A 14643-nucleotide genomic window follows, 5' to 3' on the forward strand; every position below is an offset into this window, starting at 1 on the left:
TGTTTTGAATATTTTTTGAATGAATAGGTTCAGTTAAGGCATAGATTGGGCTGTCCGACTTGTAAAAGTTTTTTTTCGGATGAAATTTTTCGAGTTTTAAAAAATTAGTTTAAACCGTTTTTAGGTTCTTAGGATCAATTGATGAAATGTTTGCATTAAGGTTTTGTTGTGTTGTTGTAAGTTATTCTTTTGTATTTTCTAATCGGGCTAAATATTCGCTTGGCATACAGCCATAATGCTGTTTAAATGCTGTCGAGAAATAAGAAGGCGAATTAAAACCGCACATATAGGTTATTTGAGCAATTGTATATCGCTTGCTCTGCATTAATTCAACGGCTTTTTTAAAACGGATTCTCTTTATAAAATCCATCGCTGATTCGCCCGTAATTGCTTTTAATTTGATATAAAGATTCGAACGGCTCATTCCGATTTCACGGCTGAAATGATCTACAGTAAATTCAGAATCTGCCAAATGATCTTCGACAATTCTAATGGCTTCTTTTAAAAATTCTTCATCTAAAGTATTGAATGCAATATTCTCTGGAACCATTTCTTTTCCAACAGAATAATATTCTTTTAATCGTTTACGAGAGCGCAATAAATTGGTGATTTTTGCAGCCAATAATGGCGTCGAGAATGGTTTTGTAATATAATCATCAGCGCCCATTTCAAGACCTTTTATCTGTTGACTGGTTTCATTTCGCGCCGTTAAAAGCATCAGCGGAATATGCGAGGTATTAATGTTTTGTTTTACACGTTTGCAAAAATGCAAACCATCCAATTCAGGCATCATCACATCGCTGATAATTAAATCAAAAGGATTAATTTCTAATAAATCTAATGCCATCTGGCCATTGTACGCAACCGTTACATCGTAAGTTTTGCTAAAATAATCCTGCAGATAATCTAGTATTTCTTTGTTGTCGTCTACAATTAGTAATTTCACTGGCTGATTGCTGTCTATTACTTCATTTTCTTCTTCTGTTTCACTTTCATTATCCAGTTCGTTATCGCTAACAATAGACAAATCGTATAATGATTCTTCTATCTGCTGATCGTTTTTATAAACCTGATCCAAAATCGGAATGGCAACTGTAAAAGTGCTTCCTTGCTCTTCGGCACTTTCAGCGCTAATTTCGCCATGATGCAATTCGACCAAACGTTTTGTAAAAGCCAAACCAACACCAGAGCCCAAATTCATTTCGCGGTTGTTTACTTGATAAAAACGATCAAAGACTTTAGATAAATTCTCCGCACTAATTCCGACTCCCGTGTCAGCGACTTTTATTTGTACCAAATCATTTTTTTTCAATAATTCCACATGAATACTTTGTCCTTCTTTGGTGTATTTAAAAGCATTAGACAAGAGATTGAACAAAATTTTCTCCATCGCATCTTTATCAAAAAGAAATATAAGCTGCGGTTCGGCTGAATGGAAAGTATAATGAATGTTGTTTTTTTCTGAAAGCGGTTTAAACGATTCGAAAATTTCCTGTGTAAAACGAACAATATCACTTTTACCCACTTTTAACGGACGCGTTCCCATTTCTGTTTTTCTAAACTCAAACAATTGATCAACCAAATTGTAAAGCCTTTTGGCGTTTATAAACATTAATTCATGTTTCTTTTTGGTGATTTTATCTGCAAAAGGCATTTTTAATAATTCTTCTAAAGGCGCTAGAATCAACGTTAAAGGCGTTCTTAGTTCATGAGAAACATTAGTAAAAAAGTCCATTTTAATCTGGTTGATATAACTCACTCTTTCCTTCTCAATTCTTTCCAGTTTTAGCTGCTGTTCGGCTTGAATTCTTTCTTTAATGATCTTAAAACCGATATAAACTGCTGTGCCAATAATAGCAAGCAATAACAAAGAAAACCATATCGTTTTGTACCAAGGCGGAAGTATTACAATTTGCAAACTTCGTACAGCGCTCATTTCGCCATTTGGGCCAACAGCTTTTATCTGAAAATTGTATTTCCCAGCAGGTAAATTGCTGTAGCTTACCTTCAATTCGTCTGTTCTTTGCCAGTCTTTATCAATACCTTCTAGTTTGTAGAAATAGTACGTTCTGTTGGAAGAAATGTAATTGAATGTATTAAAAAAGATACTGAACTGCTTGTATTCTGGTCCAATTTCCAATTCTTTAACTTGATCAAGATGCTGTTCCAGAATATCAGTTTCATCGTCTACAGCAACGGTTTTGTTGAGAACTTCTAAAGCTGTAAAACTTAACTTTAAAGGTAACGGACTCTGTTTAATCATGGATGGATAGAAATACGAAACACCTTTTATACCGCCAAAAAGCAGCATTCCGTCCTTAGCCTTGCAGAATGCATAATCGTTAAATTGTTTGTTCTGTAAACCATCACTTTCGTCAAAAGTCTGCACAGAGCCTTTGTCAGGGTTAAATTTGATTAAACCTGTGTTGGTTGAAATCCATAAGTTATTATCGTCTGGAATTATACCGTAAATCGTTTCTTTGAAGAAATCTTTTCTGGCTTTAAAACTAATAAACGATTCCTGTGTTTCATCATACAATCGTAAACCTTCTCGCGTTCCAATCCAGATTCTGTGTTTTTGATCTTCGGTAATGCAGTTTACAATATCATCGCTTAATTTTCCGTGGCCAATAGTACCAAACAATTGTGTTTCTGGATAAAAAAGCGTTACGCCATTGGTTGTACCAATCCAAATTCGTTTTTTGCTGTCTTCAAAAAGAAAAGTAATATCGTCAGAAGCGGGTCTTTTTCCTGCTTTATCCAAATGAATATGGGTAAATGTTTTGGTTTCGGGATGAAACTGATCCAATCCAGATCGTGTTCCGACCCAAATTCTGTCTTTAGAATCTTTTAGTAAACTATAAACCAAATCTCCAGCAATACTGTTCGGATTGTTTTCGTCGTGGCGAAAGCGCTGCACCAAACCCGTATTCGGATTCAAAATATTTAATCCGCCGTTATGCGTTCCCACCAAAACATTTCCGTTATTGTCAAATTCAATGGCTTTAATATTGTTCGAGCTTAAACTGTTCGGATTGTTTTCGCTATTGGAATAATAACTGATGGTGTTGGCATTTTTGTTCCAATAATTCAGCCCTTTATCATTGCTACCAATCCAGAAATTGCCTTTAGCATCTTGTTTGATAACGCCAATAACTTCATCGTTTAAAGATGGTTTTCCTGAGTTTTGGCTTAAAAGATTAAACTTAATATCGTTTTTATGATAATAGTTCAAACCTCCATAATACGTTCCTAACCAGATTCCGTTTTGTTTGTCTCTAAAAATACATCGAACCGAATTTTGGCTGATCGTATAAGGCTGTGAAATTTGGTGCGAATAATTGCTAAAGGAGTTGTTTTTAAGGTTATAAATGCTCAAACCTTTAAACGTTCCAAACCATAAATTTCCTTCGGTATCTTTATTAATGCATCTAATGTTATTGTCGGCAATGCTGTTATTTCCAGCATGATGTAGGAGAGAAGTAAGGGTTTTGTTTTGTGCATTGTATTCAATTACACCTTCGCCTTCTGTAGCAATCCATAATTTTTTTCCTTCTATAAAAACATCATTGATATAAGGTTTTTTTGAAGTCAGATTTATTTTTGAAAGCTGATGAGATTGGGAATTCAGCTGAAAAAGACCAACATCTGTTCCCAATAAAATCTGTTTTTGCCAAATGCCGATGTAAGCGATTTTTTTGATTTCATGCGAAGAAGCATTAAACTTTATCGGAACAAAATTCTTTTCATTTGGAGAAAGCACAAAAACATCTCCTGCAATAGAAGAAGCCCAGATTCTATGCTGATTGTCTTCGGTAATGGCAGAAATGTACCATTCGCCAATATTTCGCGGAAGCGGATAATTGATAAAACTATCCGTATTGTAATTGTAAACACTAATGCCTTGATTGCCGCCAACCCATAATTGTCCTTTATGATCGGTAAACAAACTTCGAATGTAATACGATTGCAGACTGTTTTTTACGTCTTTTATTGGGCGATACACTTTAAAACCTTTACTGTCATAACGATTTAATCCGTCTTGTGTTCCAATCCAGATAAAACCCAAGGTATCCTGCTGAATGGCAAAAACAGAACTTTGCGACAAGCCTTTATCAACCGAAATGGTTCGGAAATAGCGGTCTTGCACTTGTCCGTGAACTTTTATTATAAAAAATACGGTGAACAAAAGAACTGTTATGGCAATCTTTTTTCTCATGTTTATTAAAATGATTCTTGTTTTTTCCTGCAAGGTTTTTAAAACCTTGTAGGTATTACTAGTGCTATAATTTTTTCTTTTTTGATGCTTCTTTTCGATTTCTTAAAATACCTACAAGGTTTTAAAAACCTTGCAGGAGAGCGAAACAATTGCTCTAAATTAAAGAAAAAGAAGGCGTCTTACCATTTTTTAATTTTTGTCATATTTAGCCACATCTGGCAATTCGTCTATCGTTTCTTGTCGTATTACTTTAGCATGGTCAATTTCAAGCAACAAAGAACTTCCATCGATGTTTGGCGTATATTTTTTCCCTTCAAATTGAATTGGCAGATTTCCGTAGCTAAACATCGATTTTACCGCGTTTCCTGAAACTTGCAATGCCGCAGGTTTTTCTCCGTTTAATTGCGCTTTGATATTCCATTCTCCAACTTGTAAAGCTGTAAATCCATCTTTGTTGGATAGTGTTTTAATGACTTCTGTTTTGCCATCTTTAATTTGGATGATGGTTAAGAATCTAAATTTTTGTTTTGGCTGAGAAGTGATTCCCGCGTGCCATTGATCTTTAAAATCTTTAATTTCTCCTTCATCATTGGTCACTTTATTCCAGTTTACAGCAGCTTCAAAAAATTGATTGTGTACCGCCATTTTTAACGGACTTTCAGCATAAACATTCGCCGTAACATTTCCTAAATCTGTTTTAACTGCAAATTGCTGCTGATTTGAGTTTTCTGAATTCTGGCCTTCAATTGTGTAATAAGGGCAATGAAACTGAGTTGTCCATTTTACTGGCGTTTTGGCTTCCAATTCATCATATAAAACAATATATCCGCCTTCTAATTGCAGCATATGTCTTCTGTACAAGGTTACGCCAGATTCTCCGTAACCGTTTTCTTTGCTCGGAACTACTTTGATTTGTTCAAATCTATTCAGCCAAAATTCACTTTTAATTTCGCCATACGCATTGCTTGCATCTCCTAGAGCATACTGAATGCGTTTTCCGGCAATCGCTCTCGGAATCCATCCGTAACCTTCTTCACCAATTTTCTGATTTAAACTGTCGGCTAAAATGGTGTTGTACGCTTTTGTAGATCGATAATCGAGAAGATTGTGTTTGTCGCTGAAATTACTGTAATAACCCGTTCCTCCAAAAATTACTTTTCCTTTATAATTGATGGTAAAGGCATTTTGCGAAGCGTGTCCATGTCCAGAAGAACCAAACGGACTGCTGAATAAATAACTGCTTAACGTTTTATCAGCGTTTGCTAAATCTTCGTGCATCGCGACAACACCGACATCTCCAAATTTGCGTGTTTTTGGTAAAACAGAAGGCGAGGAAGCAGGTAAATTTCGGTTTGGTTTATAATTTAAAAGGCGGAAAAGAAGATAGTCGTCTGTACCATGATAATACTTTGAATAATCCCTTTTTATACCGTCAACGTACCAGTTCAAATACGGATTGTCAATTTTATAAGTAAGCGCATCTGCAAACCAAGCTTCGCCTTTTGTAATGTATGGAATGTTCTCCCACATGTCACCAATAGCAGTACTTGCCGATTTGTTAGGATGTGTATAAAGCATATAGTAAGGCAGATTCTGCATCCAAGGCAGTTTAAAATAATCGACTCCGCTAAAATCACCAAACATTTGAGACAGATAAATTATCGACTTAAAGTTGACTCTAAAATAGCCGTTTCCTTCATGCCAGCCGCCATCTGTTGTGCCTAAAACCGGGAAACGCGCCGACCAGACTTCATACAAATACGTAAGCCATTCTTTTGCTTCAGGCACATCATTTATAACCGCAACTGTTGCAATAGCAAGGTTTCGCATGGTAATCTGCCAAACGTGATTATCGCTTACATGCAATTCAAAACGATTAGGTAAATGATCGTAAACTCTTTTGGCTCTAAGCTTAATAATGTTTTTAAAAAGTTCTTTTTCCTGCGGAGATAAAAATTCATAACCAGCATCGTAAAACCACCCTAAAGCTTCAAGTACGGCACCGCCTGTAAAGTCATCACCTGTTGCTAGTCCGTCAGGATTCATGTTGGCAATGTTTATCGCTCTGCGTTTGGCATCTAAGATAAAACGCTCATCTTTAGTAAGCTGATAGGCAATACATAAATTACGAACAGGAGTTCCAACAGCATCTCCAAAACCATGATACATTCGCTCAATAATGATTTTTTTTTCTAAAGGATTTTTACCCGTTGTATCAATAATGCGTTGTGGTTTCTCAGTTGGAAGAGGAGCCAGCATTAATTTTTCCGCGAAAGCGATAAATTTTTTAGCTTCTGGATTATTCAAGTTGTTGCGATAAAAATCGTCGCCAATAGTTCGCATATTCCACAAAAGCGGATGTGCTCCTTCATTTCGTTTTAAAACTTCGGTTACTGGTGGAGAAACTTTTTCGTTTGCATATTTGGCATCAATTACAAAATCGTAAGTGGGTGACCATGTCCATTGATTGCTGTTTTTTAAGGCATAAGCATATTTCCAATACCATTTTCCAGCTTTTAATGCTTGATGCAGCGGATAAACAGCCCAACGCTGTTCGCCGCTGGCAATTGTATTTTTGGTAAAATTTTTATCGCTGGCAAGCATAACTTTATAACGTACATTGCCAATATTTGGATCTTCGGGAATTGCACTGCCGCTTTCCATAGGTCTCACCATTTCTTTTCCGTTTGTTCCAGGCCAGAGAAGGGCAGGAGCATTTGTTGGAACCGTTATGCCGTTTACAGGATAAGGCCATTCGCGTACTCTTGAGTGTAATTTTTCAGCGGTTAACTTTATGACAGCCTGCTGTTTCTGACTGAAAACAGAGAAGGCTGTCAAAAGTAACACTATTATATATATCTTTTTCATAATCATTTATTTATATTGAATAATCTAAAGTCCTGATTGAAATGAATCGCCATTCTTTTTGCACCATTCTTTTAGATAACGGCGCATTTTGAGCAATTCTTTTTTATACGTTTTGTTTACGGCTAGATTTGTAATTTCGCCTGGATCTGTGGTTAGATTGAATAGTTGTTCTTTTAGATCGCCTTTATTGTAAACAATGTATTTGTAATTTTGAGTAATTACGGCACGTCCGCTAATTCCTAAAAGTTCTTCGTTATCGGCAAAATCGGTTTCTATAACCAAAGTATCGCGAAGTTTTAGAGCCGGATTTGCTATTTTTTTACTTAAATCAATTCCTTTTAAATCAGATGGTTTTGAAACTCCAGTAAAGCCACAAATCGTTGGAATAATGTCTGTTCCATTGCAAACCAACATTTCGTCTGTGCTTGGTTTCCATTCTCCAATTTTGGAAATAATAAACGGTATTTTAGCCGATTCTTCATATAAAATCTGTTTCTGATTCCAGCTGTGTCCTGCATAACCGTCGCCATGATCGGCAGTAAAGACAATGATTGTATTTTTTTCGATGCCATATTTTTTGAGTGACGCCAAAACCATTTCGATATAACTGTCTACTTTTTCAATCAGTCTATTGTATGCCCAACGATATTGACGCCATTGATCGGCTGTCCAATTTACTGATGGATAAGTTCTAAAACTTACTTTTTGCTGTTCGCGCACTATTTTGGGTTCGTATTCTGGAATTTTCCAGTTGGCAGGGAGCGGCGGACATTGGTCTGGAGATGGAGTATTTTCTAAAACATCCATTTTTAGGTCTTCTCCGCGTGCCCATTCGCAAATGTCATGCGGATTTAAAAAAGAGGCTACAAGTAAAAAAGGCGCGTTTTTGTTTTCTTTGATAAATCGTGCACAGAAAGAAGGCGTCGCAGCATCGTTGTAATCCTGAAAATTGGTGTTTTCTATATATTCAAAACCATGCTGACTTTTTTTGGAAGTAGGAACGGGAAGATGCCATTTTCCAACATAACCTGTTTTATATCCTCCGTTTTGGAAAATTTTTCCCATCATCAATAAATCATCTGGCCATTGTCCGTCTTTTTCTGGGGCATTTCCAATAAAGCCAGTCTCATAAGGCATTTTACCGCTCATAATGGCAGAACGTGATGGCGAACACAAGGGCTGTGCGCAATAGGCTTTAGTAAAACGAACTCCATTTTGAGCCAGTTTATCCATCGCAGGCGTATGCAGGTTTGTATTTCCTGCGTTGCTCATCGCATCAGCAGTTTGCTGATCAGTCATAATGATTAAAATGTTCGGACGGTCAGCATTTTGTGCCTGATTTAGTAATGGAATATTTAAAATTCCTAAGAGGCACAGAACGAATATGTTTTTTTGAAATTTCATCTCTATTTTACTAGTGGATTCTTTTATTTTAATGCTTTAAATCTAAAAACGAAAATACCAATCCTTGTTTATTTATAGTTTTGAATTTGTTCAAAATGATATTAGATTTAGCTAAAAACAACGCTTTTTCATCTAAAATCAGCTTTCTTTAATAACAGTTAATGCAGAACCGAAGCTCTGCACTAACATTAAACATGAATGGTTTCTAAAATAGATAGTAAGCACTTAGTATTTTGGATTTTGACGTGTAATACTTTTATTGACATCGGTTTCATTTTGAGGAAAAGGATATAATTCGTGTTTTCCAGTTACAAAATTGGTAATAGAAGGATAAAAGTAGGTTGGACGTATTTGTTTTACTGCTGCACTTGTTTCTGCCAGTTTATCTGCTAGAATTCCCCATCTGATCAAATCGGCTCTGCGCATTCCTTCAAAAGAAAGCTCCCAAGCTCTTTCTTGCTGTAAAGCTTTAAAGAATGCCACTTTATCAAGTCCGGTTGGCAAGTTTATTTCGGCAGTTGTTGGTTTAGGCAATAATCTTGCTGTGGCTGTTGCTCCAGTGCCTTTTCCGTCTGTGCTAGTTATAGTTACCGTTGGCACAGAAGTATAACCATCTCCAGAACGAAGCATTGCGATAGTATTTACGCCTCCGCTGGCAAGGTTAACGACTGCGGCAGCAGCATCTGTTCCGCCACCGCCAGTAATTTGAATAACCACATTTGCTGCATTGGTATAGCCAGTTCCTTTTGTTTTTAAATCAATTGCAATTCGGCTTCCTTGAATGTCAGCGCCAAAAGCTCTTTTTCGAACTTGGTTTATAGCTTCGTAAGCAAGTGCATTTGGACCTTCGTTTAATTCATTTTCTACTTCTGCACGCATTAAAAGCAAGTCAGAATAACGCATAATTACCCAATTGATGTGCGTGTAAACTCTTTCTGCGGTTGCATTAGTCATAAATTCTCTGTTCCATTTTGAAACAGTCCATCTTTCGTCCTGATTGGTAGTCAAAAGCGGAATTTTATTCCCCAAATTATTAATTTGATAAGTGGCAATTGAGAAATCTCTTCTTTGGTCTGCAGCATTATAACTGTTGTAAAAAGTTTTCGGAACTAAACATCTAGCAATATTTGACGGATATACGCCGCTTGCAGTTGTTGGCCCATTAAAATTACCAATCCATGAAGCATTTCCAATATTTCCTGATGGATTATAGAAGGCAACTTGAAAAATATTTTCGGTTGGTTCTAAAACATGCTGGCATTGGTTTTTAAATACTTTAGAATAAGAGGGATTCAATTTGTACGGATTTTGTGCCATTACATCATTGATTTCCTTTTGCGCAATTTTATAATAATCTTTATAATTGGCAGGACGTTTTATAACACCGTCTGCGCCTAAAGAATATCCTCCAGCAAATAAAGCGACTCTTGCCAACATAGATTTTGCACCCCATTTATTGATGCGTTCGTCTGTTGGTATCTGATCTGGCAGAAGTAAAGCAGCTTCCTGCATGTCTTTTATAACCTGAGTGTATATTTCCTGACGATCTACCAAAGCACCGCTAAGTTTATCGCCAGATTGTGAACTTTTTGTTTTAAATGGCACATCTCCCCATAAACGCACCAGTTCTGAATAGTAAAATCCGCGAAGGAATTTAGCTTCGCCAAGAAAACGGTTTAATTGCTGTTTTTGAGTTTCTGTTCCGTTAGTATACAATTCCATTTGCGGAATTCTTTCTATAACCACATTTGCTCTGTCAATTCCTTCGTACAATTTACTCCAAGCCAGATAAAAGGTGTTAGTTTGTGAAATGCCTTGATAATGTGCAATGGTTCGCCAGTCATCGGCACCAATTCCCGACATTTGTTCAATATCGGTATCAGCATCAAAAATTAATGAAATGTTCCATCCATAACTGTCCATTGATGACATTGATTCGTAAACTCCGAGTGTTGCCATATTGGCTTCGTTTGCATCAGAAAAAAAGTTGGCTGTGGTAAAGTAAGAGTAAGGAGTAACGTCTAAATCTTTGTCACAGGAATTAAGAGGCAATAGGAGACAGGCTACACCTGCGATAACCATTGCTTTGCGTGAAAATATATTGTGTTTCATCTTTTTAAACTTTAAATTATAATGAAATATTTAATCCTGTAACAAAGGATTTACTTCTAGGATAAGCACTAAAATCGACTCCTCTGGTAATGGCATTGTTAAGAACATTTACCTCAGGATCATAACCAGAATATTTAGTAAATACATATAAGTTATACGCCGTAAAATAGATTCTTAAGTTTGAGATTTTAGATTTCTTAAGCCAATCTTTTGGCAATGTATAACCTAAACTGATGTTGTTAATTCTTAAGAAAGAACCATCTTCGATAATATCGCTGTACAAACGTCCAGTAGTATTACCATTAAAAGCAGGATACTTTTTGCCCACGTTTAAAGCTGTTAATTCATCTGGATCGGTAACGCGCTGTCCAGCAACATTAATTGTAGTCCATCGATCAGCGTAGATGGCAAAAGTGTTTAAGTTGTCTAAGTTAAGTCTTGAATTATTCAATACGTTGGCATTGTAAATATCGTTGCCCACTGTAAAATCAAGGAAAACGCTCAAATCAATTCCTTTATAGCTGAAAGTATTGTTAAGACCACCAGTATATTTTGGATTTGCATTTCCGATAATCGTTCTGTCCAAATCGTTTATCACGCCATCAGGTTTTCCGTCAGGGCCGCTTATGTCTTTAAATTTGATAAATCCTGGCTGTACCACAATATTATCGCTTGGAACGCCCGATTTTAAAGTATACACTTTTGTAGTTGCGTTATAATCAAAATCGCTAACCTGATATAAACCATCATTTACATATCCGTACATGGTTCCAACTGGTTGACCGACTTTTAGAATATAGTCGTTTTTGTCTGTGTAACTGTTTGTAATTAACGAAGTTTCGCCTTCGCTTAATGCCAATACTTTTGTTTTATTGAAAGCAATATTAAAAGTAGTGTTCCAGATAAAATTATCGTTTTTAACATTTATCGTATTCAACGTAAATTCTAAACCACGGTTAGAAGTCGCTCCAATATTTTGAAATTGCTTTTTGAAACCAGAACTTGCTGGAACACGAGTGTTGTAAAGCAGATCTTTTGATTTATTCTCATACAATTCAGTCGTTAACGAGATTCTTTGTTTAAAAAATCCTAAATCAAGACCAATATTAGTCGACTTTGTAGCTTCCCATTTTAAGAACGGATTAGGAAGATTGTTTTGAAAAGCAGTAATATTAGTTTGGTTGTTTAACGGATAAGAACCAGAATTAAAAATTCCTAAAGCAGCATAATTAGCAATTCTATTGTTTCCTGCTTCACCATAGCTTAAACGAAGTTTTAAGTCTGAAAACACAGGAAGTTTCTGCATGAAATTCTCTTCAATAACTCTCCAAGCAACTGATGCAGAAGGGAAGTAGCCCCATTGGTTTTCGGTTCCAAATTTTGAAGATCCATCTGCTCTTAAGCTAGCTGCGAATAAATACTTGTTTTTGAAGGCATAATTGGCTTTTCCGAAGAAAGAAAGTAATTTATCATCTTCTGCAAAAGTTGTCGGAATTCCAGCAATAGTTCCTAGCTGTAATTTATCCCAGCTTAAGTTTACATTAGGAAAAGCAGAAGCAGTTGCAGTAACGCCTTCTGTATAATTGTAGATGTATTCTTGTCCAAGGGTAGCGTCAAATTTATGGTTTTTGTTGAAAGTATTGCTGTACGTTAAAACGTTGTTATAGTTAAAACGAGTTCCAATATTATGCGTTACGCCTCCATTTGCACCACCAGCTCTAATAGCCTGAATACCTCTCGAGTCATTAAAAAACTTACTTTTATTACTATTATCTGTATAACTTACCAATCCGCGATAAATTAATTTTGGTGTAATATTATATTGCAGCTGCAAGCTCATGTTGATCGATCTGTTGATGGCTTCTCTTTTTTGGCTGTCAATTGTAATAAGCGGACTTTGGAATGTTGGCGAATCTTGATTGTCTAAAGGATCTACCAATAAAGTTTTAAGATCTTCATCAGAACCTGTTTTTCCAATTGTAGGTCTGTATTGCAATAAATTCTGTAGCATACTTAATCTTGCATTTCCGCCATCATTGGTAGAAAGCCCAGTAATTTTTTGATTCGAATAGTTTACAATGGCATTTACAGAGAATTTTTTGCTGATGTTATTAATTACGTTCAATTTCACGATGTTTTTTACAGAACCCGTTCCAAGCATAATTCCTTCATCATCATTTACAGAATAAAAAGCATTGTATTTTGTATCATTTTCGCCTCCGCTAATGCTAATTTTATGATACTGATTTACAACAGCATTTCCAAAAACTTCATCTTGCCAGTTAATTCCTTTTCTGTTTTTGTATAAACCTTCTAACTCATCATAAGTTCCATAAGTGCTAACAAATTTCTGCATTCTAGCATCGTCTGTAGCAGATTCGTATATTAGTTTAGTGTAGTCGTAAGGATTCATTACCTGAAGTTCTTTGGCAATCGTTTTTATACCGCCGTAAGTATCGTAGCTTATCGTAAGTTTTCCACCTTTAGCTTTTTTAGTCGTTACCAGAACAACTCCGTTTGCACCTTGCGCGCCATAAATAGAAGTCGATGCAGCATCTTTTAAAACATCAATAGATTCGATGTCCATTGGATCTAAAAAGCTTAATCCGCCCGTTTGTGCGACTCCGTCAACAACATACAAAGGTTCGTTGCTTTGAGTAATAGAAGTTCCACCTCTGATTTTTAATGAAGGTTCAGATCCTGGAGTTCCATCAGACATGGTTACCTGCATACCCGCAATACGACCTTGCAATGCCTGTGCTACGTTCTGCACAGGAACTTTAGCCAATTCCTGACCTTTTACAGAAGAAATAGCTCCAGTAAGATCTTTTCTGGTTTTAGTTCCGTAGCCAACAACTACTACCTCGTCAAGATTGTTGGTATCATCAAGGAGTTTGGTATTGATTTCTGTTCTATTTTTAACTTGCTCTTCTTTTGTCTTGGTACCAATAAAAGAAAACACAAGCGTGGCATTTGGTTTTACCTTAATTTGATAATCCCCGTCCATTGAAGTTAGGGTAGCATTCTTAGTTCCTTTTTCTGTAACAGTTGCTCCCGGCATTGGCAGATTTTGGGCATCGGTAACTTTACCTTTTACGGTTATTTTGTCCTGCCCGTACATCATCTTACTTGTGGTTAGCAGTAAGAGTAAAAATATAATCCTTTTCATAATTTTTCTTTAAAAGAGGAATTAGATAGTAAGTAGAATTCCTGTTGATATTATCTAAGTTGGTTTTGGTTTAAAAAATCACCACAATATTTTCTAGATAGCTGTTGTGGAGAAAATCATAACAATTAAATAACTTGAAAAAAGGGCAACGGAATTTTAGGTTTAGGAAAGAGATTTAAGTTTTGTAAAGGGCTGGTCATTTTTTTTGGATTAGTCATGTTTTTTTGATTTTTAATTGAAACAAATATAGAAATCGGGCTTCCATGACAGTTTTGAATGCGTCCAAAATACTATTGAATTTGATTAATACAATGTTTAAAGTCCTTTAAAATCAGGGTTTAATTTGAATTTAGTGGTGTTTTACTGAATTAATTTTTGATGCAAAGCTAGTAATTACGAGCAATCCCTAAATCGTTTGCGTAAAAATTATAAGTTAAGCGAAATGAAGTAAAATGTTACGTAAAATTATCTTTACAAATCTAAATTCGAGTTGATGATTTGTTTGGAAAGAAGATTTTCAGATTAACCTTATTAATTGAAAATAGTATAATAATAAAGAGTAGAAAAATGTTTCTTTATGCAGATTTGAGGGGTATAAAAAACAAATTCGGTATTCATAAGAATATTTAATATTCCGTAGGAATATCTGGTTGGTAGAAAAAAAATAATGGCGTTGAGTATAGTGTCCTGTAGGGACACTTTTTTTTTGGTAATAAAAATGTCTGGTGATTAATCAAACGTTCCTATGGAACGTACAATCGTGATTTATATTTAATTCTACCGACGAGACATTCCTACGGAATGAATTTTTTGAATAAAAAAAACGCCTAAAATTTACTTTTAGACGTTTTTAAGAAGTGCAATTGTAATG

General features: G+C 35.8%; 5 protein-coding genes. All 5 read right to left on the reverse strand.

Annotation, left to right across the window (positions count from 1 at the left end; translation table 11 throughout):
• Positions 1–181 precede the first annotated feature (181 nt).
• The 5 genes from PQ463_RS04610 to PQ463_RS04630 all read right to left on the reverse strand — a co-directional run bounded on the left by PQ463_RS04610 (position 182) and on the right by PQ463_RS04630 (position 13772).
• Positions 182–4219 carry a hybrid sensor histidine kinase/response regulator transcription factor gene (locus PQ463_RS04610; protein ID WP_274256529.1) on the reverse strand — a complete coding sequence of 1346 codons (4038 nt, stop codon included), beginning with the start codon at positions 4217–4219 and terminating at the stop codon, positions 182–184.
• A gap of 189 nt (positions 4220–4408) precedes the next feature.
• On the reverse strand, positions 4409–7087 hold the full coding sequence (locus PQ463_RS04615) for a DUF4962 domain-containing protein (RefSeq protein ID WP_274256530.1): 2679 nt from the start codon (positions 7085–7087) through the stop codon (positions 4409–4411).
• A gap of 24 nt (positions 7088–7111) precedes the next feature.
• Positions 7112–8491, reverse strand: a complete 1380-nt coding sequence (locus tag PQ463_RS04620; protein ID WP_274256531.1) for a sulfatase family protein — start codon at positions 8489–8491, stop codon at positions 7112–7114.
• Between the two features lie 225 nt (positions 8492–8716).
• Complete coding sequence (locus PQ463_RS04625) at positions 8717–10603, reverse strand: RagB/SusD family nutrient uptake outer membrane protein (RefSeq protein ID WP_274256533.1); 1887 nt, start codon at positions 10601–10603, stop codon at positions 8717–8719.
• A 16-nt stretch (positions 10604–10619) separates the two neighbouring features.
• On the reverse strand, positions 10620–13772 hold the full coding sequence (locus PQ463_RS04630; protein ID WP_274256534.1) for a SusC/RagA family TonB-linked outer membrane protein: 3153 nt from the start codon (positions 13770–13772) through the stop codon (positions 10620–10622).
• Positions 13773–14643 lie beyond the last annotated feature (871 nt).

It is taken from the genome of Flavobacterium sp. KACC 22763, assembly GCF_028736155.1.
Taxonomy (GTDB): Bacteria; Bacteroidota; Bacteroidia; order Flavobacteriales; family Flavobacteriaceae; genus Flavobacterium.